The 25,527-nt window shown below is 56.7% G+C and carries 30 protein-coding genes; 14 read left to right on the forward strand and 16 right to left on the reverse strand.

From position 1 onward, the window contains the following. The first annotated feature begins 333 nt into the window (after positions 1-333). The 5 genes from csgB to ymdB all read left to right on the forward strand — a co-directional run bounded on the left by csgB (position 334) and on the right by ymdB (position 2,798). Positions 334-789: a curli minor subunit CsgB gene (gene csgB / locus AB8804_RS18920; protein ID WP_371188841.1), complete on the forward strand. Its 456-nt coding sequence runs from the start codon at positions 334-336 to the stop codon at positions 787-789. Positions 790-829: 40 nt separating this feature from the next. Beyond that, the gene (gene csgA, locus AB8804_RS18925; protein WP_371188843.1) at positions 830-1,282 is read left to right on the forward strand and encodes a curli major subunit CsgA; all 453 of its coding nucleotides are present in this window, start codon (positions 830-832) and stop codon (positions 1,280-1,282) included. A gap of 59 nt (positions 1,283-1,341) precedes the next feature. After that, positions 1,342-1,665: a curli assembly chaperone CsgC gene (gene csgC / locus AB8804_RS18930; protein ID WP_371188845.1), complete on the forward strand. Its 324-nt coding sequence runs from the start codon at positions 1,342-1,344 to the stop codon at positions 1,663-1,665. A gap of 171 nt (positions 1,666-1,836) precedes the next feature. After that, positions 1,837-2,157: a type 1 fimbrial protein gene (locus AB8804_RS18935; RefSeq protein WP_371188847.1), complete on the forward strand. Its 321-nt coding sequence runs from the start codon at positions 1,837-1,839 to the stop codon at positions 2,155-2,157. Positions 2,158-2,255: 98 nt separating this feature from the next. Beyond that, positions 2,256-2,798 (forward strand): O-acetyl-ADP-ribose deacetylase, encoded by a 543-nt coding sequence (gene ymdB / locus AB8804_RS18940; RefSeq protein WP_371188851.1) that lies wholly within the window; start codon positions 2,256-2,258, stop codon positions 2,796-2,798. A gap of 31 nt (positions 2,799-2,829) precedes the next feature. On the opposite strand, the gene mdoC is transcribed toward ymdB, so the two are convergent. Continuing rightward, complete coding sequence (mdoC, locus tag AB8804_RS18945) at positions 2,830-3,969, reverse strand: glucans biosynthesis protein MdoC (RefSeq protein ID WP_371188854.1); 1,140 nt, start codon at positions 3,967-3,969, stop codon at positions 2,830-2,832. A 273-nt stretch (positions 3,970-4,242) separates the two neighbouring features. Between mdoC and mdoG the strand changes: the two genes are divergently transcribed. From mdoG to AB8804_RS18960, 3 genes are all read left to right on the forward strand, one after another. Continuing rightward, on the forward strand, positions 4,243-5,778 hold the full coding sequence (mdoG, locus tag AB8804_RS18950; protein ID WP_371188857.1) for a glucans biosynthesis protein MdoG: 1,536 nt from the start codon (positions 4,243-4,245) through the stop codon (positions 5,776-5,778). Further along, complete coding sequence (mdoH, locus tag AB8804_RS18955) at positions 5,771-8,299, forward strand: glucans biosynthesis glucosyltransferase MdoH (RefSeq protein WP_371188860.1); 2,529 nt, start codon at positions 5,771-5,773, stop codon at positions 8,297-8,299. Before mdoG ends, mdoH begins: the two co-directional genes overlap by 8 nt. An 83-nt stretch (positions 8,300-8,382) precedes the next feature. Beyond that, positions 8,383-8,610: a YceK/YidQ family lipoprotein gene (locus AB8804_RS18960; RefSeq protein WP_371188863.1), complete on the forward strand. Its 228-nt coding sequence runs from the start codon at positions 8,383-8,385 to the stop codon at positions 8,608-8,610. A 6-nt stretch (positions 8,611-8,616) separates the two neighbouring features. Here the strand turns inward: AB8804_RS18960 and AB8804_RS18965 are convergent, their stop codons facing one another. The 3 genes from AB8804_RS18965 to AB8804_RS18975 all read right to left on the reverse strand — a co-directional run bounded on the left by AB8804_RS18965 (position 8,617) and on the right by AB8804_RS18975 (position 11,375). After that, positions 8,617-8,991: a MysB family protein gene (locus AB8804_RS18965; RefSeq protein ID WP_371188866.1), complete on the reverse strand. Its 375-nt coding sequence runs from the start codon at positions 8,989-8,991 to the stop codon at positions 8,617-8,619. An 85-nt stretch (positions 8,992-9,076) separates the two neighbouring features. Beyond that, positions 9,077-10,306 (reverse strand): multidrug efflux MFS transporter MdtG, encoded by a 1,230-nt coding sequence (gene mdtG / locus AB8804_RS18970; protein ID WP_371188870.1) that lies wholly within the window; start codon positions 10,304-10,306, stop codon positions 9,077-9,079. Positions 10,307-10,448: 142 nt separating this feature from the next. Beyond that, a complete protein-coding gene (locus AB8804_RS18975) occupies positions 10,449-11,375 on the reverse strand; it encodes a Kdo(2)-lipid IV(A) acyltransferase (RefSeq protein ID WP_371188875.1) in 927 nt (308 codons plus the stop codon). 221 nt (positions 11,376-11,596) lie between these two features. Here AB8804_RS18975 and AB8804_RS18980 point away from each other — a divergent pair, with 221 nt between their 5' ends. Continuing rightward, complete coding sequence (locus AB8804_RS18980) at positions 11,597-12,646, forward strand: rhodanese-related sulfurtransferase (protein WP_371188878.1); 1,050 nt, start codon at positions 11,597-11,599, stop codon at positions 12,644-12,646. A 39-nt stretch (positions 12,647-12,685) separates the two neighbouring features. Here the strand turns inward: AB8804_RS18980 and AB8804_RS18985 are convergent, their stop codons facing one another. The 9 genes from AB8804_RS18985 to mdtH form a co-directional block, all read right to left on the reverse strand. Continuing rightward, a complete protein-coding gene (locus tag AB8804_RS18985; protein WP_371188881.1) occupies positions 12,686-13,264 on the reverse strand; it encodes a YceI family protein in 579 nt (192 codons plus the stop codon). Positions 13,265-13,267: 3 nt separating this feature from the next. Then, positions 13,268-13,834 (reverse strand): cytochrome b, encoded by a 567-nt coding sequence (locus AB8804_RS18990; RefSeq protein ID WP_371188884.1) that lies wholly within the window; start codon positions 13,832-13,834, stop codon positions 13,268-13,270. Positions 13,835-14,051: 217 nt separating this feature from the next. Further along, the gene (locus AB8804_RS18995; RefSeq protein ID WP_371188888.1) at positions 14,052-14,165 is read right to left on the reverse strand and encodes a DUF2770 family protein; all 114 of its coding nucleotides are present in this window, start codon (positions 14,163-14,165) and stop codon (positions 14,052-14,054) included. A 59-nt stretch (positions 14,166-14,224) separates the two neighbouring features. Continuing rightward, entirely contained in the window at positions 14,225-15,340 is a 1,116-nt protein-coding gene (solA, locus tag AB8804_RS19000) for an N-methyl-L-tryptophan oxidase (protein ID WP_371188891.1), read from the reverse strand. A 116-nt stretch (positions 15,341-15,456) separates the two neighbouring features. After that, a complete protein-coding gene (gene bssS / locus AB8804_RS19005; RefSeq protein WP_371188895.1) occupies positions 15,457-15,711 on the reverse strand; it encodes a biofilm formation regulator BssS in 255 nt (84 codons plus the stop codon). A 269-nt stretch (positions 15,712-15,980) separates the two neighbouring features. Continuing rightward, on the reverse strand, positions 15,981-16,226 hold the full coding sequence (gene dinI, locus AB8804_RS19010) for a DNA damage-inducible protein I (RefSeq protein ID WP_371188899.1): 246 nt from the start codon (positions 16,224-16,226) through the stop codon (positions 15,981-15,983). Between the two features lie 75 nt (positions 16,227-16,301). After that, a complete protein-coding gene (gene pyrC / locus AB8804_RS19015) occupies positions 16,302-17,348 on the reverse strand; it encodes a dihydroorotase (protein WP_371188903.1) in 1,047 nt (348 codons plus the stop codon). Positions 17,349-17,475: 127 nt separating this feature from the next. Next, positions 17,476-18,036 carry a lipoprotein gene (locus tag AB8804_RS19020; RefSeq protein WP_371188906.1) on the reverse strand — a complete coding sequence of 187 codons (561 nt, stop codon included), beginning with the start codon at positions 18,034-18,036 and terminating at the stop codon, positions 17,476-17,478. Between the two features lie 121 nt (positions 18,037-18,157). Further along, the gene (gene mdtH, locus AB8804_RS19025; protein ID WP_371188910.1) at positions 18,158-19,366 is read right to left on the reverse strand and encodes a multidrug efflux MFS transporter MdtH; all 1,209 of its coding nucleotides are present in this window, start codon (positions 19,364-19,366) and stop codon (positions 18,158-18,160) included. 236 nt (positions 19,367-19,602) lie between these two features. Here mdtH and rimJ point away from each other — a divergent pair, with 236 nt between their 5' ends. From rimJ to murJ, 4 genes are all read left to right on the forward strand, one after another. Next, on the forward strand, positions 19,603-20,187 hold the full coding sequence (gene rimJ, locus AB8804_RS19030) for a ribosomal protein S5-alanine N-acetyltransferase (RefSeq protein ID WP_371188914.1): 585 nt from the start codon (positions 19,603-19,605) through the stop codon (positions 20,185-20,187). Positions 20,188-20,196: 9 nt separating this feature from the next. Further along, the gene (locus AB8804_RS19035; RefSeq protein ID WP_371188918.1) at positions 20,197-20,847 is read left to right on the forward strand and encodes a YceH family protein; all 651 of its coding nucleotides are present in this window, start codon (positions 20,197-20,199) and stop codon (positions 20,845-20,847) included. A 2-nt stretch (positions 20,848-20,849) separates the two neighbouring features. Beyond that, on the forward strand, positions 20,850-21,773 hold the full coding sequence (locus AB8804_RS19040; protein WP_371188921.1) for a Gfo/Idh/MocA family protein: 924 nt from the start codon (positions 20,850-20,852) through the stop codon (positions 21,771-21,773). Between the two features lie 110 nt (positions 21,774-21,883). Further along, on the forward strand, positions 21,884-23,419 hold the full coding sequence (gene murJ / locus AB8804_RS19045) for a murein biosynthesis integral membrane protein MurJ (protein WP_371188925.1): 1,536 nt from the start codon (positions 21,884-21,886) through the stop codon (positions 23,417-23,419). A 57-nt stretch (positions 23,420-23,476) separates the two neighbouring features. Here the strand turns inward: murJ and flgN are convergent, their stop codons facing one another. The 3 genes from flgN to flgA all read right to left on the reverse strand — a co-directional run bounded on the left by flgN (position 23,477) and on the right by flgA (position 24,953). Beyond that, positions 23,477-23,902: a flagella biosynthesis chaperone FlgN gene (gene flgN, locus AB8804_RS19050; RefSeq protein ID WP_371188927.1), complete on the reverse strand. Its 426-nt coding sequence runs from the start codon at positions 23,900-23,902 to the stop codon at positions 23,477-23,479. Positions 23,903-23,906: 4 nt separating this feature from the next. Further along, the gene (flgM, locus tag AB8804_RS19055) at positions 23,907-24,200 is read right to left on the reverse strand and encodes a flagellar biosynthesis anti-sigma factor FlgM (RefSeq protein WP_371188929.1); all 294 of its coding nucleotides are present in this window, start codon (positions 24,198-24,200) and stop codon (positions 23,907-23,909) included. A gap of 93 nt (positions 24,201-24,293) precedes the next feature. Continuing rightward, entirely contained in the window at positions 24,294-24,953 is a 660-nt protein-coding gene (gene flgA, locus AB8804_RS19060) for a flagellar basal body P-ring formation chaperone FlgA (RefSeq protein ID WP_371188931.1), read from the reverse strand. Between the two features lie 157 nt (positions 24,954-25,110). Between flgA and flgB the strand changes: the two genes are divergently transcribed. Further along, positions 25,111-25,527 carry a flagellar basal body rod protein FlgB gene (gene flgB, locus AB8804_RS19065; protein WP_371188934.1) on the forward strand — a complete coding sequence of 139 codons (417 nt, stop codon included), beginning with the start codon at positions 25,111-25,113 and terminating at the stop codon, positions 25,525-25,527.

Consider the following 25,527-nt stretch of genomic DNA (forward strand, 5'->3'; position numbering starts at 1 on the left):
CCCGGGGCGGCCCCCCACCACACACCCACCCCCCGCCCCCGCCCCCGCGGGGCCCCCCGCCCCCCCCCCCCCCCCCCCCCCCAAAAGGTGGCCAGACAATGCCGCGTTGGGGCGTAATATTTCTTTGGCGAGACTAACTCCCGCTGATATCAGCGTATTTTCCCTTAAATTAATACTTTGAGGTGAAATCAATAATAAAAATAAGTCTCGCGGGTGAGATATTTAAATTATTTCGGCAGACATACTCTTAACCGTAACGCAGCGTTAACAAAAAACGAATCGCGTTAACGTAATACGAGCCAATATGATGAATAACCAGGTCCAGGTGACAACATGAAAAACAGAACGTTATTTATGATGTTTACATTACTGGGAGTGCCTGGCGCAGTCACCGCAGCCGGTTCAGATTTAGCAAACTCTGAATATAACTTTGCGGTTAATGAATTAAGTCAGTCATCATACAATCAGGCAGCCATTATTGGTCAGCGGGGCACGGGTAATAATGCCAACGTGCGCCAGGACGGTTCTAAATTACTGTCCGTTGTTTCGCAGGACGGCGGGAGCAACAGAGCGAAAGTCGATCAATCAGGGACTTATAATCTTGCTTATATCGATCAGTCCGGTAACGGTAACGATGCGAGTATTAAACAAGAGGCTTTTGGTAATACTGCAATGATTATCCAAAAAGGGTCGGGTAACAGAGCAAATATTACGCAGTACGGTACGCAAAAAACAGCAGTTGTAGTACAGAGACAGTCGCAAATGGCGGTTCGCGTAATTCAACGCTGACGCATTGTGACGACTTAAATCAATCCGATGGGGGTTTACCATGAAACTTTTCAAAGTGGCAGCAATTGCAGCAATCGTAGTTTCTGGCAGTGCTTTCGCTGGTGCGGTACCACAATTTGGTGGTGGCGGCGGTGGCTGGGGTGGCGGTAATAGCGGCCCGGACTCAACCCTGAGCATTTACCAGTACGGTGGCGGTAACTCTGCTGTTGCCCTGCAAACCGATGCCAAAAAATCTGACCTGACCATTACCCAGCACGGCGGCGGTAACGGTGCAGACGTTGGACAAGGCTCTGACGAAAGCAGCATCGATCTGCTCCAGAAAGGCTTTGGTAACAGCGCAACCATCGATCAGTGGAACAGCAAAGACTCCGTCATCAATGTTAAACAGTTCGGTGGCGGCAACGGCGCGGCGGTCGATCAGACGGCGTCCGGCTCTACGGTTACCGTGCACCAGGTTGGTTTCGGCAACAACGCGACGGCGCATCAGTACTAGTTCAGATTTTGTCTTACGGAAAACAGGGCGCATGCCCTGTTTTTTTTCGGGAGGCCATCATGCATACCCTCGTTCTCCTCGCCGCGCTGTCCAGCCAAATCACCTTTAAAACCTCTCAGGATGGGGCGCTGACAACCATTACTCCTCAGGTCACGTTAACGCAATCCTGCCAGTGTCAGGTGCAGATGCGCTTTGTGCGCAAAGGCAAGGGGGGAGAAAGTACCTCCGTGCAGCGAAATAATTTAAGTATCCCCGCCAATCGGCCGATAGATCTTTCACGGCTAAGAATCAATATTGAACCCTCTGACTCGGTGACATTGATTGTTACCGTTTCTGACGGACAGACGCTGAATTTAACACAACAATGGCCGCCCTCCGAATGACGGCCGGAAAATATTCATCAAATCAATATGTTGAATGGGATGGCGGTCTTCGGAAGTTGTTACTATGCTCATGGTAGCGGGGCAGTAAACCGCGCTGGATCAGAGTGACGTACAGGCTTCATACAGGAAGGCTTCCCCCCTCAAGGATGATTACTCATTGAGGAGATTATTATGGCTGCGTCCATTTCACGGTTCATCACAGGCTTTACCTTACTCTGTTCCCTTTCGCTAACCCCTGCCATGGCGGCCTCCGAGGCGCAGGGCGGCGTTATTCATTTCCGCGGAATGATTGTCGAAGATCCGTGCGTAATTACTCCCCAGCGTCAACAGTTCGATTTAACGTGTCCCCGCAATGGAAGTGTGCAAACGCAGACGATTAACTACCGCGAGGCGCTGAACGGCCACAGTTCGCCGAACAACGCGGTAAAGGTCAGTATGAAATATCTCGATCAGCAAAAAAAACTGGCTGTCGTTGTCGTTGATTACCGCTGAGGTTCATACCTGCGCCTGAGGCGGAGGACGTAGCAAAACCTTTTTCAATAAAAACCCTCTGCTATACACTGATCGAAAAGTGGGTAGCAGGGGGAAATATGAAACCTAAAATAGACATTGTCCGCGGCGACATCACGACGTTCGCTGTCGACGTCATCGTGAACGCAGCCAATCCTTCACTGATGGGCGGGGGAGGCGTTGACGGTGCGATTCATCGCGCGGCCGGCCCACAGCTACTCGACGCGTGTAAAAAAGTGCGGCAGCAGCAGGGCGAATGCGCCCCGGGCCACGCGGTAATTACGATTGCTGGCGATCTACCGGCCAAAGCGGTCATCCATACCGTTGGGCCCGTCTGGCACGGTGGCGAAAAGGATGAAGCGCGGACGCTGGAAGATGCTTACCGCAACTGCCTGCGTCTTGCCGCCGATAACGGCTACAAAACGATGGCGTTTCCGGCTATCAGTACCGGCGTTTATGGCTACCCTAAGGCGGCGGCTGCGGCCATTGCGGTCGATACCGTTTACCGCTACCTTTCCCTAAAGCCGATGCCGGAAGAGGTGACCTTCGTCTGCTTCGATGAAGAAACGGCGCAGCTCTACAGGCAGCGCCTGCGGGAGCGAGAGACGGAGTTTGATGTTTGATTTTAAAAAGGCGCCTTACAGGCGCCTTTTTTCAACTCGCTTTTACCTGCGGCTTTCCTGAAAAGAGGAAGCGCAGCAGAGGGATCCTGAGATGGATTTCGTACAGCACCAGCGCCAGCCCGATCACGAACACCAGTCCGGTAAAGAAGCCCAGCGTGTTTGATGCGATATGCGGGGTGATATACGCCCCGAAAAACAGCGTCAACGGATGGTGCACGAGGTAGATAAACAGCGACGCGTTGACGAAATAGGTCACGCGCGCGGACTTAAAGTTCAGCAGTCGGTGGCCCAGCGCGAACACCACGTTGACCATCCACAGGCCAAGCAGCATCGTGATAACGCTCTCGGTTTCATACATCCAGGCATCGCCGCTGCCGTATTTCTGATTAAGCAGATAGGCCGCAAACGCGACGGCGGCACCCGCGGTACACCAGCGGGAAGGGGTGGTGAAAAGCGATTTAAGCTGAGGGTAGACGAACGCCAGCGCGCCGATCATAAAGAACGGGATGTAGAACAGGGTTTGCATGACCACAAAGTTAAACAGCCCGTCGCTGAGGATTGGCGGATAGACGATAAACAGGGTGCGTCTGATCGCCGCGTACACGATGCCGAATACCAAAAACAGCAGCGACAGTTTGCCCAGCGTGATGTTGGCGAAGAAACTGTCGTAGGTCTCGCTCAGGTGGCGGCGCAGGCGGCTAAAGATAATCAGGCTCACCGTCGTCAGGACCACCAGCACCAGCAGGAACCAGAGGTGGGATATCAGCTCCCAGGCCAGCGTATTGTACTTTTCGTACAGCGACAGGTTTGGCCAGCTTTCCGCTTTGCCCTTTACATACTGCAGCATGATGAACTGAGGCAGCGTCAGCAGCGGGATCGCCGTGAGCATCGGAATGCCGACGCGCTCGACGCGCACCTTCCACCACTTCTTCATGGGATAGCGCAAAAACAGCATGTAGGAAAAGTAGCCAGATATGACAAAAAACACCTGCATGCGGAAGGCGTGTATAAAGTCATTAAACAGCGTCAGCCACCAGGAGGGCATCGCGCTATTCACGTGCCAGGTGTGGCTGGAATAAATCAGTGAAATATGAAAGGGGATCCCTAGCAGCATTAGCCATGCGCGGATCGAATCGAGAAAATATTCACGTTGTACAGGGGTTGTGGTCATATAACTTTGCGCATTCTCAGACTTTTCGTCTTATCCCTAAGACTCATAATGGTTACATTCGGAGCCAACCCTACACCAAGACCGACACCCTGTCTCCAGGATAAGCACGCAAAGTGAAAAGCGGGTTCTTTCATTTGCTTAATCCCTGAGCCAGCGAGATGAACAAAGCGGTGATAATGTTGTCGGATTGCCTGAGTTTCCATTAAAATGGATCGGATCGATATAAGCACACAAAGGGGGAAGTGCTTACTTATTATGAAACATAAACAACAAATGATGAAAATGCGTTGGTTGGGTGCTGCAGTGTTGTTATCCCTGTATACCTCATCGGCCTGGTCCTTTAGCATCGATGACGTCGCAAAACAGGCGCAGTCGATGGCAGGCAAGAGCTACGACGCGCCAAAAAGTAACTTGCCCTCCGTTTTCCGCGACATGAAGTATGCGGATTATCAGCAGATCCAGTTCAATCACGATAAAGCCTACTGGAACAATATTAAGACCCCGTTCAAGCTTGAGTTCTATCATCAGGGTATGTACTTCGACACGCCGGTCGCGATCAATGAAGTGACGGCTACCGCGGTGCGTAAAATCAAGTACAGCCCGGATTATTTCAATTTTGGCGACGTGCAGCACGACAAAGACACGGTTAAAGACCTCGGCTTCGCGGGCTTTAAGGTGCTTTATCCTATCAACAGCAAAGACAAAAACGACGAAATCGTCAGCATGCTCGGTGCCAGCTACTTCCGCGTGATCGGCGCGGGGCAGGTGTACGGGCTCTCTGCGCGTGGTCTCGCCATTGACACCGCGCTGCCGTCAGGGGAAGAGTTCCCGCGTTTCCGCGAGTTCTGGATTGAGCGTCCAAAACCAACCGACAAACGTCTGACCATCTACGCCCTGCTGGACTCACCGCGCGCGACGGGCGCTTATCGCTTCGTCGTGATGCCGGGCCGCGATACGGTGGTGGACGTACAGTCCAAAGTTTACCTGCGCGATAAGGTAGGCAAACTGGGCGTTGCGCCGCTGACCAGCATGTTCCTGTTCGGGCCGAACCAGCCGTCTCCGGCCACCAACTTCCGCCCGGAACTTCATGACTCCAACGGTCTCTCTATCCACGCTGGAAACGGCGAGTGGATCTGGCGTCCGCTGAATAACCCGAAACACCTGGCCGTCAGCAGCTACGCGATGGAAAATCCACAGGGCTTCGGCCTGCTGCAGCGCGGTCGCCAGTTCTCACGCTTTGAGGACCTGGACGATCGTTACGATCTACGCCCGGGCGCGTGGGTTACGCCAAAAGGCGACTGGGGCAAAGGCAAGGTAGAGCTGGTTGAGATCCCAACCAACGATGAAACGAACGACAACATCGTCGCCTACTGGACGCCGGATCAGCTTCCGGAAGCCGGTAAAGAGATGAACTTTAAGTACACCATTACCTTCACCCGCGACGAAGACAAGCTGCATGCGCCGGATAACGCGTATGTCATGCAAACCCGCCGCTCAACCGGTGATGTGAAGCAATCTAACCTTATTCGCCAGCCGGATGGGACGATCGCGTTCGTGGTGGACTTCACCGGCCAGGACATGAAAAAGCTGGCTCCGGATACCGCCGTCGCTGCGCAGGCCAGCATTGGTGATAATGGTGAAATTGTTGAAAACAGCTTGCGTTACAACCCGGTAACCAAAGGGTGGCGTTTAACCCTGCGCGTGAAAGTGAAAGATCCGAAACAGACCACAGAGATGCGCGCTGCGCTGGTCAGTAACGATCAGCCGCTGAGTGAAACCTGGAGCTATCAGCTACCTGCCAATGAATAATACATCTGAATATATTGATGCCCTGCCGCTGACGGATATCGAAAAAGCGGCGCTGCCTAAGAGCGACATCCGCGCTGTGCATACCGCGCTGGATGGCGAACATCATCAGTTTACCCGCGATGATGACACGCCGCTCGGGTCGGTGAAGCGTCGTCTGGAGCGCACCTGGCCGGATTCGCTCGGCGAGGGGCAGCTGATCAAGGACGACGAGGGGCGTGACCAGCTTCAGGCGATGCCGAAAGCCACGCGCTCTTCCATGTTCCCCGATCCGTGGCGCACTAACCCGGTGGGGCGTTTCTGGGATCGCCTTCGCGGGCGTGACGTTACGCCGCGCTACCTGTCCAGGCTGACGAAAGAACAGCAGGCCTCTGAACAAAAGTGGCGTACCGTGGGCACGCTACGCCGCTACACCCTGCTGGTGCTGACGCTGGCGCAGACGGTGGTGGCGACGTGGTACATGAAGACCATTTTGCCGTATCAGGGTTGGGCGCTGATCAATCCTGCCGATATGGTCGGCCAGGATATCTGGGTCTCCTTCATGCAGCTGCTGCCGTATATTCTGCAAAGCGGCATCCTTCTGCTGTTTGCCGTCCTCTTCTGCTGGGTTTCCGCCGGTTTCTGGACCGCGCTGATGGGCTTCCTGCAGCTGCTGATGGGACGTGACAAATACAGCATTTCAGCGTCGACGGTGGGGGATGAACCCCTCAATCCTGAGCACCGCACCGCGCTGATTATGCCGATCTGTAACGAAGACGTTGACCGCGTGTTTGCGGGGCTGCGCGCCACCTGGGAGTCCGTCAAGGCGACCGGCAACGCGGAGCATTTCGATGTCTATATCCTGAGCGACAGCTATAACCCGGATATCTGCGTGGCCGAGCAAAAGGCCTGGATGGAGCTGATCGCCGAAGTGCAGGGCGAAGGGCAGATCTTCTACCGCCGTCGCCGCCGTCGCGTGAAGCGTAAGAGCGGGAACATCGATGACTTCTGCCGTCGCTGGGGCAATCAGTACAGCTACATGGTGGTGCTGGACGCGGACTCGGTGATGAGCGGCGAGTGCCTGTCCGGCCTCGTGCGCCTGATGGAAGCCAACCCGAACGCCGGTATTATTCAGTCCTCGCCGAAAGCATCCGGTATGGACACGCTCTACGCGCGCTGCCAGCAGTTCGCGACGCGCGTCTACGGGCCGCTGTTTACCGCAGGGCTGCACTTCTGGCAGCTGGGTGAATCCCACTACTGGGGCCACAACGCCATTATTCGCGTCAAACCGTTTATTGAGCACTGTGCGCTCGCGCCGCTGCCGGGTGAAGGCTCTTTTGCCGGATCGATTCTGTCGCATGACTTCGTGGAAGCCGCGCTGATGCGCCGCGCAGGGTGGGGCGTCTGGATTGCCTACGATCTGCCGGGCTCCTATGAAGAGCTGCCGCCGAACCTGCTCGACGAGCTCAAGCGCGACCGCCGCTGGTGTCACGGTAACCTGATGAACTTCCGCCTGTTCCTGGTGAAGGGCATGCACCCGGTACACCGTGCGGTGTTCCTGACGGGCGTCATGTCCTACCTCTCCGCGCCGCTATGGTTTATGTTCCTCGCGCTCTCTACGGCGCTGCAGGTTGTCCACGCATTGACGGAACCGCAGTACTTCCTGCAGCCGCGCCAGCTGTTCCCGGTGTGGCCGCAGTGGCGTCCTGAGCTGGCTATTGCGCTGTTCGCCTCGACCATGGTGCTGCTGTTCCTGCCGAAGCTGCTCAGTATCGTATTGATCTGGTGCAAAGGCTCGAAGGAGTACGGCGGGTTCTGCCGCGTCACGCTCTCGCTGCTGCTTGAAGTGCTCTTCTCGGTGCTGCTGGCGCCGGTGCGCATGCTGTTCCACACCGTGTTTGTGGTCAGCGCGTTCCTGGGCTGGGAAGTGGTCTGGAACTCGCCGCAGCGCGACGATGACTCCACGCCGTGGAGCGAAGCGTTCATGCGTCATGGCTCTCAGCTGCTGCTGGGTCTGGTATGGGCCGCGGGCATGGCGTGGCTGGATCTGCGCTTCCTGTTCTGGCTGGCGCCGATCGTCTTCTCCCTGATCCTGTCGCCGTTCGTGTCCGTTATCTCAAGCCGCTCAACGGTGGGGCTGCGCACCAAGCGCTGGAAGCTGTTCCTGATCCCGGAAGAGTATTCTCCGCCGAAGGTGCTGGTTGATACCGACAGGTATCTCGAGATGAACCGCAGCCGCTCGCTGGAAGATGGCTTTATGCACGCCGTGTTTAACCCGTCATTCAACGCGCTGGCAACGGCCATGGCCACGGCGCGCCACCGCGCAAGCCAGGTCCTGGAGATCGCCCGCGATCGCCACGTTGAGCAGGCGCTGAACGAGACGCCGGAGAAGCTGAACCGCGATCGCCGTCTGGTCCTGCTGAGCGATCCGGTGACGATGGCGCGCCTTCACTACCGCGTATGGTCCGCGCCGGAGAAATACTCTTCGTGGGTGAACTACTACAAGGACATGAAGCTTAACCCGCTCGCGCTGAAGGCGAAGTAAATTGTTAAGCAGGGCGGGTAAGCGAAGCGCCCCTGCCAAATAAAATACCGGCTGTGAAGCCGGTATTTTTTTAGAGGTGATAAATGAAAATAATCATCGTCGTCCTGATGGCCTGTCTGCTCAGCGGCTGCGGCAGCATCATCAGCCGCACCATTCCAGGACAGGGCCACGGCAATCAATACTATCCCGGCGTAAAATGGGACGTTCGTGATTCCGCGTGGCGTTATTTGACCGTGCTCGATCTGCCGTTTTCGCTGATATTCGACACGCTATTGCTGCCCATTGACGCCAGCCACGGCCCTTACGAATAATCGAACTTAGCGCTCGTCCCACTCGTCCGCAGCGGTCTGGCCTTCTTCGGTATCCAGCGGCGGTTCGAGTTGAAATTCGCCCTCATCCCATTCGTGGAGGGTATTTTCTTCAAGCCACTCCTGGCGCAGTTCAATTTCATCATAGTTGCCGTCAAATACGGCCTGCGCACCTTCACCGCTCTGCATTGGCAGACATTCTCCGTCGTCGCCTTCGTCGGCGAAAAATTCGGCCTGCCACATAATGTCGCCGTCCTGCAGGACATATTTTTGAATATTGAGCTGCTGCACGTTGGCATCCTCTTCCTGAACGTCGGGATTATCGACGAGGAACTCTTCGCGTGCGGCATCAATTGCTTCTTCCAGCGTGGCGTACATGGTCATTGGTGTCTCCCTGTTTTCCTGAAGGTATTCAGGGAAAGAATAGCTGATTATCCGGTTGTGCAAGTATGAATGCGAAAATAAGCCCTCAGGCGCTTGTCTTATTTATGGCAGGCCTGAAGGCCCGCGACAGGGTCAGCCAGGAATACAGGGCGTTGAACAACACCACGCCTGCCGTCACGATGAAGACGGTGCGAAAACCGAAGCTGGCGGATACGCTCGCGCCCAGCAGCGGGCCGGTGACGTTGCCGATATCGCGGAAGGACTGGTTGTAGCTGAAAATACGTCCGGCAATCTGGTTCGTGGAGTTGTACACCAGCAGGGTCTGCACCGCGGGCAGCAGCGCGCCGTCCGCCGCGCCCAGCAGAAAACGCAGCACGCCCAGCTGCCACGGCGTTTGTACCATCGACATGGGGATCAGCAGCAGAACGGAAACCACCAGCGCGCAGATCAAGATCTTCTCTGGGCCGATGCGGTCCCCGAGTTTCCCAAGGCGCGGGGCGCTCAGGAGCGCCGCCACGCCGGGAACGGAGGCAATCATCCCGCTGATAAAGGCAATGTTGCTGACGTTGCCCGCCAAATCGCGCACGTAAAGCGTAAGGATTGGGGCGATTGAGCCGGTCGCCACCTGAATAATGAGCGTGGTCACGAACAGGCTCAGAACCAGTTTAGGGTTTTTCAGCGACGCCAGCACCTCGCGCGCATGCAGCATCTCTTTTTTGGTCACGGGGGTAAAGTTCTCGCGAATGCACAGCAGGGTGACCATGAAGCACAGGAACAGCACGCTGGCGGTAATGAAAAAGACCGGGCGCAGGCCGTAGCTGTCCGCCATCAGCCCACCCGCCAGCGGCCCCAGCAGCGCGCCGCTCACGGCCCCTGTGGAAAGCGTGCCCAGCGCCCAGCCGCTCTTGTGGCGGGGGATCTGGGTGGCGATGAGCGCGTTGGCGTTAGGGACAAAGCCCCCAAGCAGGCCAAGCAGCGCGCGTAAAATCAAGAACTGCCAGACGTTCTGCGCCAGCCCCATCAGCACCATGATGATGGACATACCGAGCGCAGAGCGCAGCAGCATGATTTTACGGCCCTTGCGATCGGCCAGGCTTCCCCAGAAGGGCGATGCGATGGCGGAAAACAGGAAAGTGATACTGAAAACCAGGCCGGACCACATATTCAGCTCGCTGTGGCCCGTCACGCCAAGCTGCTCAACGTAAAGCGGCAGGAAGGGCATCACCAGGCTAAAGGCCGCGCCGGTGAGAAAACAGCCGAGCCAGGCAACGGTGAGATTGCGTTTCCAGTTTATGGGTGCATCTGAGGGTGACATAACTATCCGCATAAGAAGGTGCAGGGCACCATGACGAGAGAAGTAATAAGCCTGCTAATTATGCGCCTGAGTTATGAATGCCGCAATCGTGGGGAGCTTTTAAAGCTAAAACAGCGTGCGGCCTGCGCGGCCGCACGGGGGATCAGTAGCGGGACGGGACGCCCTCGGGGCGGGTTTTGAAGCGGCGGTGTAGCCACATGTACTGCTCCGGAGCGAGCATAATGCATTTCTCAACGATGCCGTTCATCCAGCGGGCGGTGGTCTCAGCATCGTCCAGCGGCGGCGTCATTTCAGGCTCCAGCATAATCAGCTGATAGCCGGAACCGTCCGGCTTGCGGCGCGGAACGAAGGGGACGATGGCCGCTTTGGACATGCGCGCGAGCATCCACGTTCCGGAGGTGGTCGCGGCGTCTTCAACGGCGAAGAACGGCACAAACACGCTGGCCTGCGGGCCGTAATCGTGGTCCGGGGCATACCACACGACGTCCCCGCCCTTCAGCGCGCGGATCATGCCCTTCAGATCCTTACGGTCGATCATGCTTTTATTCGAGCGCATGCGGCCGTTGGTCTGCACCAGGTCGATCACCGGGTTGTCGTTAGGACGATAAACGCCAATACCGGGAGCCTGCATGCCGAACATGCGCGCGCCGATCTCAAGCGTCAGAAAATGCACGCCGATCAGCAGTACGCCGGTTTTGTTAGCCTGAAGGGTATGCACGGGCTCCATCCCCGTTCCGGCCACTTCCGTCCAGCGGGCCATGCGCTTATCGGACCAGAACCAGGCCATTCCCGTTTCCATCAGGCCCATGCCCACGGATTCGAAATTCTTAACCACCATATCGTGGCGTTCCGCGGCGCTCATCTGCGGGAAGCAAAGCTCAAGATTGCGATAGGCAATGCGGGCGCGGCGTTTCATAAACTGCTGAGCAAGACGACCCAGGCCTTTACCCAGGCGAAAAATGACGGGGTAGGGGAGTTGTACAATAAGCCATAAGAAGCCAATGCCAAGCCAGGTCAACCAATAGCGCGGGTGCAGAAGGGCGGCAGTAAATTTGGGTAGCTGGGTCATGTCTTTCCTGTGTTCAAACGTCCTGATTGGCTATTGTCTCATTTTTTAGGGCTTAGCCAAAATGTCTCTCTTCGAAGCGTGCACAAAGGCAACAAATGTTAATTCTGAAAAATCAGGTGAATGAAATGTAGCGTAAATTATGTGGATGTAAATTGTTATTGTTTGCTATATCATGCCGACCGTTTTTCCTTTCTCACCAACGATTGCAGGACTTGTACACCATGCCAGTGTTACACAACCGCGTATCGAATGAGATGCTAAAGGCGCGCATGTTAGCTGAAACCGAGCCGCGCACCACCATTTCATTCTATAAATATTTTACCATCCACGATCCCCAGGCGACCCGCGATGCCCTATACCAGGCCTTCACGACGCTGAACGTCTTTGGCCGCGTCTACCTGGCGCGTGAAGGCATCAACGCGCAGATCAGCGTGCCCGAAAGTAAAGTCGAGGCTTTCCGCGACCTCTTATACGGTTTCGATCCCGCGCTTAACGGCCTGCGCCTGAATATTGCCCTCGATGACGACGGTAAATCCTTCTGGGTGCTACGCATGAAAGTGCGCGAGCGGATTGTGGCCGACGGTATTGACGATCCGAGCTTCAATGCAGGCGACGTGGGCGAATACCTCAAGGCCGCAGAAGTTAACGCGATGCTGGACGACCCGGATGCGGTGTTCATCGATATGCGTAACCACTACGAATACGAAGTGGGGCATTTTCAGAACGCGATGGAAATTCCTGCGGATACCTTCCGCGAGCAGCTGCCGAAAGCGGTTGAGATGATGCAGGAGCATAAGGATAAAAAAATCGTTATGTACTGCACGGGCGGGATCCGCTGCGAAAAAGCCAGCGCATGGATGAAGCACAACGGCTTTAGCAAAGTCTGGCACATCGAGGGCGGTATTATCGAGTACGCCCGCCGCGCGCGCGAACAGGGGCTACCGGTGCGCTTTATCGGCAAGAACTTTGTCTTTGACGAGCGAATGGGCGAGCGTATTTCCGACGACGTGATTGCGCAGTGCCATCAGTGCGGCGCGCCGTGCGACACGCACACCAACTGCAAAAACGACGGCTGTCATCTGCTGTTTATTCAGTGTCCGAGCTGTGCCGAGAAATATCACGGCTGCTGCAGCGAGCTGTGCAGCGAAGAGAGTATTTTGCCGGAAGAAGAGCAGCGCCGCCGTCGCGCCGGGCGCGAAAACGGGAATAAGATCTTTAATAAATCCCGAGGCCGTCTGAATACTAAGCTCGGTATTCCAGACCCCGAGTAAGCGACGCGCCCGGCGGTTTATCGCCGCCGGGCGCTATTATTATGACTTCTGCTGAACGCCTTCAACCGAAATAATCAGCTCAACGTCCTGCGAGGCCGGGCCTAAATCCGTCGTGATGTTGTAATCTTTCAGATGAATTTTGCCGGAAGCCTCAAAGCCTGCGCGTTTGCCTCCCCACGGATCGTCACCCTGACCAATCAGCTTCGCGTCGAGCGTGAGCGGCTTCGTGACGCCGTTCAGCGTCAGATTTCCGGTAATATCCAGCTTATCGCCGTCTTTCTTCACCTCGGTAGAAGTAAAGGTCGCCTGCTTGAATTTAGCCACGTTCAGAAATTCCGCGCTGCGCAAATGCTTGTCGCGCTCGGCGTGGTTGGTATCCACGCTGGTGGTATTAATCGTGACGTTAACTTTGTCAGCGGCAGGGTTTTTCTCATCGAAGGTGAATGTACCGTCGAAATCTTTAAACGTGCCGTACAGCCAGCTGTAGCCGAGGTGCTGAATGCGGAAATTGACGAAGGCGTGCTGGCCCTCTTTATCAATTTTATAATCCGCAGCAACGGCAGAACCGGTGGTGAATAACAGCGAACCTAACGCGATGGCCAGCAGGTGTTTTTTCATTTTTTACGCTCCAGAGTCAATGGACGAACGGCCAAGCATGCGCTTCAGCGTGTCGTCTTTATCAATAAAATGGTGTTTAAGGGCGGCAAGGCCGTGAAGGACGGAAAGGATCACCACACTCCAGGCAAGCCAAAGATGGACGACGCCCGCCGTATCCGCCTGCGAGCCCGCATCGGCCAGCGTCGCCGGCACGTCGAAAAGCCCGAAGACGCTAATCGGCTTGCCGTCAGCGGTGGAAATTAAATAGCCGCTGATCAAAATGGCAAACAGCAGGACGTAGAGCGCAATATGGGCGCCCGCCGCGCTGAGGCGAGTGAGTCGGGTGTAGCTTTTGAGCGGCGGAGGCGGTGGAGAAATATGACGCCAGACGATGCGGATCGCCAGCCCCATCATGAGCACAATGCCGATGCTTTTATGCAGTTCAGGCGCCTGGTGATACCAGCCGTCATAATAGCTCAGCGTCACCATCCACAGGCCAAGCCCAAACATGGCATAAACAGCAACAGCAAATATCCAGTGCAGGCACAGGGATATTATTCCATAGCGGCTGGAAGAGTTACGCAATTGCATGTGGCTTACCGTCCTCAGAAATGTGAACAGTAAAAATGAACGGGATGAAAATATATTGCAACTGAAATAAAAGAATAATGTTATTAGATTAATTTATTTCAGTTATTTTGAATGGGATCGCAATATCTACTTCAGAAACTTACTGCAATTAGCGGGAGAAGAATATTCGAAAATTAAAATATTACAAAGTAATGTCAATCAGTGTAAATATTAAGGTTTAATAAAAAAGAATATAAATAACGTCGATGATGGCCAGCACCGACCATAATAAAATATAGAGCATCAGATGCTCTCGAATGTTATTGATGATAAAACCGACAACTTTACGCATGAATTTCGCCATTTCAGTGAAGCAACAGGCTCCGCACGCGCGGAGCCCGGCACGTATTATCAGCTAAAACGGGACAGCGAGAACGGGCTGAGATCAAACTGTGGCGCTTTGCCCTCGGCAAACCGCGCGGCAATCTCGCCCAAAACGGAGGCAAACTTGAATCCGTGACCGCTGAGGCCGGTGACGATCATCGTATTCTCATGGCCCGGCAGCGTGTCGATGATAAAGTCTTCGTCCGGCGTGTTGTCATAGGTGCAGGCCGCGCCGTAGAGCAGCCCGCCCACGCCCGGCAGAATGTTGCGCAGGAACATAAAGGCCTCAGAGCCGTCCTGAGGGTAGGCGCCGTACGGCTTACGCTCTTCCGGCGACGTAATGGGCTGGCCGCCGTTGTGCTTGCCGATTTTCAGGGCATCTTTTTCCGACGGGAAGCCGTAAAACTGATCGCCGTTCGGCAATTCGCCAGTAAAGGCCGGGAATTTATTCTGGCTGCTGTAGCGCCCGTCGGACTGGAACCACGAGAAGACCTTGCGCACCGGCTGGATGGGCAGATCCGGCAGCAGTTTCGTCACCCACGTGCCCGCGCTAATCAGCAGCCGCGAGCCGGAAAACTCTCCTTCATGGGTGGTCACGGTAACGCCATCGGCATGGTGGGCGATGCCGCTCACCGGGCAGTTAAACAGCTGCGCGCAGCCCGCTTTTTCGGCCAGATCCACCCAGGTTTTGATGGCCGTTTCACAGTGCAGCACGCCTGAATTGGCTTCGAACAGCCCGATGTAATCCTCCGGAACGGTAATCTCCGGCCAGCGCTGCATAATCGCCGCGGCATCCATTCGCTCAACGTCCAGCGCAAAGGCTTTTGCGCTTTGCTCGACCGTTAAGAGAAATTCGGAGTCCGCCGGGCCCAGGTTGATAACGCCGGTACGTTCAAAGATGCGCTCTTCGGTCAGCGTCGCCAGCTCGTCCCACAGCGCCTGCGCGCGGAGAACAAGCGGCACATAGCGCTCCCCCTCGCCGTAGGCGTGGCGCATGAGGCGCGTATCGCCGTGATGACTTCCTTCGGAATGGGGAGGGAGGTGGGCATCGATCATCAGGACCTTAAGGCCCGCCCGAGTAGCGTAATAACCCGCTGCAGAGCCAACCGAGCCGCTGCCAATAATGATTAAGTCATATTTCATATGCATCTCTTCCAGTAACGCTTTGTTAGCAGAGTAATTAACATCGGGAGCGTATACAAGGGAGAAATAAATAAGGCACCGCGAGGGTGCCTGTAGAGCGTCAGAAAAGTATAAATTTAGTGCCGTTTATACTCATTTTCCTGATAGTCGCCAGATTCTATTTTTGCGATACCTGCTTCTAAAATAGAAATAAACTGGCGCGCGACGTCTGTTGTAAGCCACAGCGTCTGTCCAACTTCCGCTTCTTCACGGTTGAGTTGATTCGGGGTCTGGTAGTGCAAACGCAGCATCAGCGCGTCGTAGCTGTCTACGGTGCTGATATCCCAGCCGACGAGCGCGTGGGTCTGGATGACTTCACTATTCTTTTCCATTATAACCCCCTAATTGCGTGTTAGAAGACAACGGCTTTGAGGTTCAATGCATGTTTTTCTGAAAGCATCTTCAGTATATCAATAAATAAGGGTTATGAAGGGAAAAATAAAGAGGGAGCAACACATTTTTCTGCATTTTAGGAATCTTCGAACAATAAAACACCGTCTTGTTCACGATTTTTAAAGAAGATGCTGAATTAATCTGAACGTTGGGCAAGCAAAAAAAAGCCGGGGCGACCCGGCAAAAAAACACAATGAGGGAGCAAGATTTAATCCGTGATGAACCAGTCGTCAGCGCTTTCCCACGTCTCCTGAAGAATTTCGCTTATGCGATCTTTATCTTCTTTTGCCGCACCGATAACGGAAAGATTATTGGCCGATGCGTAGCGCACCGTCACGGCTCCGGAATTTTCTGGAAATGTGCTGTTAATACGACGGGATAATTCGCCCGCCAGCGCATCCAGCGCGCCAGCAGGCAGAACCGTTGTTTTGGCAATGGTGACTTCGATACGCATAAATGCCCCCCTGTGTAATATACTGTTTATTTATACAGGTAAGTTATCGATTTGACAACAAGGGGCACTGATTTTTTAACGCTTAACCGTCCAGCCGACCGTTTCACCGGCCAGGAACGGAATAAGCGTGTCGTCGGTCAACGGAATGGACGCCTCGACCCGGCTCTCTTTACGCTCCAGCTCGACGAAGGTTTCGTTGACCGGCAGGCCGTAGAAGCGCGGGCCGTTGAGGGAGCAGAACGCTTCGAAATGCTGCAGGGCATTCATCTCGTCAAACACCGTTGCATAGCTCGCCAGCGCCGTAGGGGCGTTAAAGCAGCCCGCGCAGCCGCAGCTGGCCTCTTTGCGATGGCGCGCGTGCGGCGCGGAGTCCGTGCCGAGAAACGCGCGAGAGAAGCCGCTGGCAACCAGCTCGCGCAGCGCCTGCTGGTGAATATTGCGCTTGAGGATCGGCAGACAGTACAGGTGCGGGCGCACGCCGCCGACCAGCATATGGTTGCGGTTAAACATCAGGTGCTGAGGGGTGATGGTGGCGGCGATCAGCTCGTTGCCGTCGCGCACGTACTCGGCGGCGTCTTTAGTGGTGATGTGCTCAAAAACCACCTTCAGCGCGGGAAGACGCTGGCGCAGCGGCTCCATTACGGTGTCGATAAAGCGGGCCTCGCGGTCGAAAATGTCGATTTCCGCGTGCCTCACCTCACCGTGCACCAGCAGCGGCATGCCCAGCTTTTGCATTCTTTCCAGCACCGGCATGATGGCATCGATGCTGGTCACGCCGTGGCTGGAGTTGGTGGTGGCATTCGCCGGGTAGAGCTTGGCGGCGGTAAATACGCCCTCGTTGAACCCGCGCTCAACCTCGTTCGGATCGAGTGAATCGGTCAGGTAGCAGGTCATCAGCGGAGTAAAATCGTGCCCGGCGGGAACGGCATCCAGAATACGCTGACGATAGGCGATAGCGGCCTCGACGGTGGTGACTGGCGGGACCAGGTTTGGCATAACAATCGCGCGGCCATAGTGTTCGCTGGTATACGGCACGACGGTTTTCAGCATGTCACCATCGCGCAGATGGATGTGCCAGTCGTCAGGGCGGCGGATTTTAAGAACCTGGGATTGTGCAGTCATGGAAGCTCCGGCTTGAGTGGAATCAGTCATTAGGATGGCTGTTTTTGCCGGACACAAATCATAAGCGGAAACGTTTTCGTTTGCACACTTTTCCGTAAAAAAAAGGGGCGCTCGTGCGCCCCCAGGGTTAGTCGGTGAAGGGAATAATAATTTCTCCGGGCTTCACCTCGATTCCCTTGGCATACTTTTTCGCCAGCGCCTCGCCTTTGCTGTTGTCCTCGCTCAGGACGTACGCAGGCTGCTGGTTAAAGTAGTTTTGCAGAGACTGGTTGAGATAGGGCATCAGGGTCTGGAGCACCGGCTTCATCTTGTCCGGCGTGATTACCGCGTCAACCACCTCCATCTCCTGCAGATAGATCGCGCCTTTCTCTTTATTGAATACCGGCAGCGCCTTGAGCTTCAGCTTAATGTTCGCTTTCTGGTTGCCGAACAGCGAGGTCATATCCAGATTCGCATCGCCGGAAAGCGTAACCTTGTTCGGCTCCTCGCGGCCAATCTGGCTGGTCAGGTTGCTCAGCACGATGTTGGCGTCGGCAAGCCCCGGCACGCCGATGTCCTTCGAGAAGTTATTGCGTTTTTCAAGCGCCTGATTAATTTCCTGCTCGCTGACGGTGTACTGCGTAAGCTGGTTACATCCCACCAGCAGGCCGCTGACGACGAGCGCAGCGGCAATGACGATTTTCTTCATGGCGTTCCTCAACATAAAATCGGCGCTTTTATCCTCTCGCGCCAGTATGTCAGTCTGAATGGGCGGAAACCAGCAGAAAAAACTGATTATAACGGCGGAAAGGGCTTCCGCCGTGGGGGGATCAGGCGCCAGGCTCCAGCATGCCGCGGGTGCTGCGCTTTTGGCTGAACTGCCACCACAGGGCGATAAGCGTAATAAACCCGACTACGCCCAGCATCACCCACGGCAGCTCCGGCTGGCTTAACGCTTTTCCTGCATCAAACAGCCAGCCACCTCCGGCGTAGCCCAGCGCGCCGCCGAAGGCCAGCCCCAGGCGGCTGAAGCCCATGTAGCTGCCGCGGGCGCGCGCGTCGGCAAGCGAGGCGCCCAGCGTTTCGCGCGCAGGTTCGGCGATGATGGAGCCAATGTAGAACGTGCAAATCAGGGTAAACAGCTGCTGCAGCGAGGCGACGAGGCCAATCGGCATCATGCTCAGCGTCATCAGCAGCAGGCCGGCCATCAGGCGGTGCTCAAGACGAAAGCGCCGCTCGCTCCAGCGGGCGATAGGGTAGAGCAGCGTCAGCGACAGGCACGCTTCTATGGCGTACATCCACTTCACCGCGGCGGGCGTGCCCGCAATGTCGTTGACCATGATCGGCAGCATCAGCATCACCTGAACCGCCAGCATGTAATAGCCCGTGAGCGTCAGGACATAGGTCACGAAGCGCCTGTCGCTCAGCACGCGGCCGAGTCCTTCGCGCACCGGGGTTTTTACCGTCGACAGCTTCCACGCGGGCAAATAGAGTCCGTTAAAAAGCGCGCACAGAATAAAGAGCACGGCCCCGGTGGCGCAGACCAGACGAAAATCGTATTGCAGCAGCCAGCTGCCGAGCAGGGCGCCAATCACCGCCCCGGCGCTGTCCTGCATCATCAGAATGGAGAAAAAGCGGCCGCGGTGCTGGGGGCGAATCAGCTTCACCACCAGCGCGGTGCGCGGCGGGTCGAACAGCGTGCCGCCAATCCCGGAAAGGAAGCAGGAGAACCACAGCAGCCACGGCTCGTGGGCAATCGCCATGGTGGCAAAGCCCGCGGCGCGCAGCAGCATGCCGGTGACGATCATCGGCTTGGCGCCAAACCGATCGGCGATTGCACCGCCAAACACGCCCAGCCCCTGCTGGACGAGCTGGCGTAATCCCAGCGCAATACCGACCACCAGCGCCGCCCAGCCCATCTGATCGACAAAGCGAATCGAGATAAGCGGAAAAACGACAAAAAAGCCGAGCACGACCAGCATGTTATCGACGAGAAGGAAGTATTTACCCAGGTTCCGGGCCTGCGATACGCGGGACATTTCCCCTCCAGGGAAAAGAGACGGTGAGCACGCTAACATTCTGCGGCGTTCCCCGGCCTTTTCCCACCCCCGCCAGCGACAATATTTTTTTATCAAAAGAGTGCTTTGATAGAGAGTTCTCATCGAAAAATGTGAAAAGAGGTGAAAATGGTATGTCACTGTTTTCACAGAAGGCGCAGGCGCAGGTATAGTAAACATAATGGGTTGAGTCGACGTGACGGGAAGGAGTGGTATCGATGTTTGGCTATCGCAGCAATGTGCCAAAGGTGCGTCTGACGACGGACAGGCTGGTTGTTCGTCTGGTGCACGAGCGTGATGCCTGGCGGCTGGCGGATTATTACGCCGAGAATCGCCAGTTTTTAAAGCCCTGGGAACCCGTTCGGGATGAAAGCCACTGCTACCCCTCCGGCTGGCAGGCGCGCCTCAGCATGATTGCCGAATTTCATAAGCAGGGCAGCGCCTTCTATTTTGCGCTGCTGGATCCTGAAGAAAAAGAAATTATCGGCATTGCCAACTTTTCTAACGTGGTGCGCGGGTCGTTTCACGCCTGCTACCTTGGCTACTCCATCGGTCAGAAGTGGCAAGGGCAGGGGATGATGTACGAGGCGCTGACGGCGGCGATTCGCTATATGCAGCGCACCCAGCATATCCACCGCATCATGGCGAATTACATGCCGCACAATAAGCGCAGCGGGGATCTGCTGGCGCGTCTGGGGTTTGAAAAAGAGGGTTACGCCAAAGACTATCTGCTGATTGATGGTGAATGGCGCGACCACGTGCTAACGGCGTTAACCACTCGGGACTGGAGCGCAGGTCGCTAAGGAGAAAAGATGAAATATCAGTTAAGCGGGACAGAAGCCCGCGTGATTGGCTGCCTGCTTGAAAAGCAGATCACCACGCCGGAGCAGTATCCGCTCTCTGTTAACGCCGTGACGATGGCCTGTAACCAGAAGACCAACCGCGAGCCGGTGATGAACCTGAGCGAGCAGGAGGTGCAGGACATTCTGGACGCGCTGGTAAAGCGCCACTACCTTCGCACCGTCAGCGGGTTCGGTAACCGCGTGACGAAATATGAGCAGCGCTTCTGCAACTCGGAATTTGGCGACCTGAAGCTGAGCCCCGCCGAGGTGGCGATTGTCGCCACGCTGCTGCTGCGCGGCGCGCAGACCCCGGGCGAGCTGCGCTCCCGCGCCTCCCGCATGCACGAGTTTCGCGACGTGCAGGAGGTGGAGGCGACGCTGGAAGGGCTGGCCTCCCGCGAGGATGGCCCCTACGTGCTGCGCCTTGCGCGCGAGCCCGGCAAGCGCGAGAGCCGCTACCGCCATCTGTTTAACGACGAAACGGACGTTTCAGACACCGCCGCCGTCGCCGAAAGCACAGAGAACGGCGCTAGCCTTGCGGCGCGGGTCGAGGCGCTCGAAGACGAGGTGGTCGGGCTGAAGCAGCGCCTGGACGCGTTGCTGGCACATTTAGGAGACTAGCGGTGACAAAATTACGTGTAGGCGTGGTAGGGCTGGGCGGCATTGCGCAAAAGGCCTGGCTTCCGGTGTTGGGCGCGGCGTCGGACTGGACGCTGCAGGGCGCGTGGTCGCCGACGCGCGAAAAGGCGGAGCGGATCTGCGAAACCTGGCGAATGCCGTATGCGAGCTCGCTGCTGGATCTGGCCCGCGACTGCGACGCGGTGTTCGTGCATACCTCTACGCCGACGCACTTTCAGGTGGTGAGCGAGCTATTAAACGCGGGCGTTCACGTTTGCGTTGATAAGCCGCTGGCGGAGAGCGTGCAGGACGCCGAACGCCTGATCGAGCTGGCGGCGCGCAAGAATCTGACGCTGATGGTCGGCTTTAACCGCCGCTTTGCGCCGCTTTACCAGCAGCTAAAGGCCCAGTCAGGCCGTTTTGCGTCCCTGCGCATGGATAAGCACCGTACCGACAGCGTTGGGCCGAACGACCTGCGCTTCACCCTGCTGGACGACTATCTGCACGTGGTGGATACGGCGCTGTGGCTCACCGGCGGCAACGCGCAGCTCAAGAGCTGCACGCTGCTCACCAATGACGAGGGGCAGATGGTCTACGCCGAGCACCATTTTGCGCTCGACCATCTGCAGGTCACCACCAGCATGCACCGTCGCGCGGGCAGCCAGCGGGAATCCGTACAGGCGGTGACGGACGGCGCGCTGTATGACGTCACCGACATGCGCGAATGGCGGGAGGAGAAGGGCAGCGGCGTCGTGGCGCTTCCCGTTCCCGGCTGGCAGAGCACGCTGGAGCAACGCGGCTTCGCGGGCTGCGCGCGGCACTTCATCACCTGCGTGCAGAATCAGACGGTTCCTGAAACTTCCGGAGAACAGGCGATCGCGGCCCAGCGCATCGTGGAAAAGCTCTGGCGCGACGCCATGAGTGAATAATCCGCTGTAACATCTGCGGATAGTAATTCGTTGAAATCCGGGTAGACTAAGCGCTTCTTCAACGCCTGCACTGCAGGCGTTTTGCCGTGTGGTTGTGGAAATTCACGTTAATGAACTTATTAAAATCGCTGGCTGCCGTCAGCTCGATGACCATGTTCTCTCGCGTGCTTGGCTTTGCGCGGGACGCGATTGTGGCAAGGATCTTTGGTGCCGGAATGGCAACGGACGCCTTCTTCGTGGCGTTCAAGCTGCCGAACCTGCTGCGCCGTATTTTCGCCGAGGGGGCATTCTCGCAGGCGTTTGTGCCGATCCTCGCCGAGTACAAAAGCAAGCAGGGCGAAGAGGCGACCCGGGTGTTTGTCTCCTACGTATCCGGCCTGCTGACGCTGGCGCTGGCGGTGGTCACCGTGCTGGGGATGCTGGCCGCGCCGTGGGTGATCATGGTCACCGCGCCGGGCTTCGCCGACACCGCGGATAAATTCGCGCTGACCTCGCAGCTGCTGCGCATTACCTTCCCCTATATTCTGCTGATCTCGCTGGCCTCGCTGGTGGGGGCGATCCTCAATACCTGGAACCGCTTTTCCGTACCGGCCTTTGCGCCGACGCTGCTGAACGTCAGCATGATCGGCTTTGCGCTGTTCGCCGCGCCGCACTTCAACCCGCCGATTCTGGCGCTGGCGTGGGCCGTCACCGTGGGCGGGGTATTGCAGCTGGCCTACCAGCTTCCGCACCTGAAAAAGATTGGCATGCTGGTGCTGCCGCGCATTAACTTCCGCGATGCCGGGGCGATGCGCGTCATCAGGCAGATGGGCCCGGCGATTCTGGGCGTCTCCGTCAGCCAGATCTCACTGATCATCAACACCATCTTCGCCTCTTTCCTCGTCTCCGGCTCGGTCTCCTGGATGTACTACGCCGACCGCCTGATGGAGTTTCCGTCCGGCGTGCTGGGCGTGGCGCTGGGGACCATTCTGCTGCCGTCGCTGTCGAAAAGCTTCGCCAGCGGCAACCACGACGAGTACTGTCGCCTGATGGACTGGGGGCTGCGCCTCTGCTTCCTGCTGGCGCTGCCGAGCGCGGTGGCGCTGGGGATTCTGGCGAAGCCACTGACCGTGTCGCTGTTCCAGTACGGCAAATTTACCGCGTTCGACGCCGCGATGACCCAGCGCGCGCTGGTGGCCTATTCCGTCGGGCTGATGGGGCTGATCGTCGTGAAGGTGCTGGCGCCGGGCTTCTACTCCCGTCAGGACATTAAAACGCCGGTTAAAATCGCCATCGTCACGCTGGTGATGACGCAGCTGATGAACCTGGCGTTTATCGGCCCGCTCAGGCATGCCGGCCTGTCGCTGTCGATTGGTCTGGGAGCCTGTCTGAACGCCTCGCTGCTTTACTGGCAGCTGCGCAAGCAGGACATCTTTACGCCGCAGCCGGGCTGGGCGAGCTTCCTGGTGCGTTTAGTGGTTGCCGTGCTGGTGATGTCGGCGGCGCTCGTCGGCATGCTGTACGTGATGCCGGACTGGTCGGTCGGCACGATGCCATACCGCCTGCTGCGCCTGTTCGCCGTGGTGGTCGTCGGGGTTGTGGCGTACTTTGCGACCCTGGCGGTGCTCGGATTCAAAGTAAAAGAGTTTGCTCGCCGAACGGCGTAAACAGAAAAGGGGAGCCACCGCATGGTGCTCCCCGCTGCATGACCTGCCGCGTAGGCGTCAAATCGAAATCTTTTTCCCACCGTTCAGCCGCGACGGCGATGCTTGTCCATCCGCACCGTACAGGCCAGGCTCTTTATGGGGCTTCAACACCTCAAGAGCCTGCTGATTGCGCTCAATCTGCCCTTCCAGCAGCCAGCCGTTGTGCTGGTTGAGATGGCGAAGATGCTGGGTCTTTTCCGTGATGGTTTGCCAGCGCTCGATAATGTCGTCGTTGGCGCTGCGCGTCGAATCTTGCTCCGCGCGGCGCTGCTGCTCCAGATAGTCCAGCGTCGCCAGCAGCGAACTTTTATCTTCCGTAATGCGCTGCAGCGCGCTGCCGTTGATCTGACCGGAAGAAAGATGCTGCTGTTCCGCGTCCATTACGGTTTTCAGGTCGTTCAGAACAACCGTCATCTGATCCAGTATTTCTGACAGTCGACTCATGCGGTTAGTTACTCTGTAAGAAACTCTGTGCTTCCTGAATCAGCGCATCAGCAATTTTGCTGGTATCCATCTTCAGTTCGCCGTTGCGGATCGCGTTTTTCAGCGTTTCAACGCGCTCCATGTTGATATCGCTGCCGCCCGGCTGCATCAGTTTTGACTGCGCGTCGCTCAGGGTGACGCTGGTGCTATTGGCCGTCGACGTTTTTTCCAGACGCGTTTTCTGCGGCGTCGCGTCGCTTGTTTCGCGAGGTTGTACAGTGCTAACCGGCTTCAGGGCTGATGTACGATCAATGCTCATAGGGTTGTCCTCATCGAGGGTTCGCGGCGATGGCGCCTGCTCTCATCATTCGTTGAATATTTATCGGCAGTCGCCGTGAAATCTTTAAAAAGATTATAGGTTAATCAGAATATTCCCATCGGTATCGACGGTGCCGCTCACCACCTGGCCTGAAGACATTCTGACGCGGGCGTTTTGCGCCACGGCAGCGTTGTTGAGCGCCTTTCCTTCGCCGTTGATGCTAAAGCCGTCGCCGTTGGCCACCACCATCACGCGCTGCCCGGCTTTCACCCGCCACGCCTGACGCAGCATAAAGAGCTGAATCGGCTGGCCCGGCGCCACGTCGCGCAGGGTGACCGCCTCCTGAGCCTGGCTGATATCCAGCATCGTTTTTGGCGGAAGCTGATCCAGGCGGCCGCGCTTGAGCGTCACGCTGCTGGCCTGCAGCACGCTGCCGCGGGCGATCGGCTGGGCGGCAACAACATAATTCCCCGTCGCCTGAACGGCAACCTGTAAATAGCGCTTTTCGCCGGGACAGCGCGCCAGCACGTTCACATTGCCCCACAGGCGGGCGCTGCCGGTCACGCTAAAGGACGGCGCTTCGCAGGAGGGCAGCAGGTTGGGCGGCGTGCGCACGTTAATCACCACCTCATCGCTAAAGCCTGCCAGCTGCTGCGTAAAAAACGCGGCCAGCTGGCCGTTGAGATCGTCAGCCTGCACCAGGGGGCTTAAAAGCATAAAGGCCGCCGCCAGGCCTCGTTTTAACGTCCGCATCGCAAGTTCCACCGTTTCCTGAGTTGAGCAAATTCTACCTGCAGTGGTTTTGCATCAACGCAACAAATAGCGACGCATTTTGCGCTTATTCCTTCGATAGGGGCGACCCCTTGAGATTTAAGCTGTGAACTGAAATTTTGCCATCAGCGGAGGAGACATGCTCGATAAACTCGACGCCGCGCTACGTTTTCAGCAGGAAGCGCTCAACTTGCGCGCCCAGCGGCAGGAGATTTTAGCCGCGAATATCGCGAACGCGGACACCCCCGGGTTTCAGGCGCGCGATATTGATTTTTCCAGTGAGCTTAAAAAAGTGATGGAGCGCGGACGCGCCGAAGGAACGGGGGTCGCGCTTGCGATGACCTCCTCTCGCCATATTCCCGCTCAGGCGATGACCGCACCGGCAACGGATTTACTGTACCGCATTCCCGACCAGCCCTCTCTCGACGGTAACACCGTGGATATGGACCGGGAGCGCACGCAGTTCGCCGATAACAGCCTCAAGTACCAGATGGGCCTGACCGTCCTCGGCGGGCAAATCAAAGGCATGATGAACGTCCTGCAGGGGGGCAACTGA

The organism is Enterobacter sp. KBR-315C3_2022 (genome assembly GCF_041399425.1).
Classification (GTDB): domain Bacteria; phylum Pseudomonadota; class Gammaproteobacteria; order Enterobacterales; family Enterobacteriaceae; genus Enterobacter.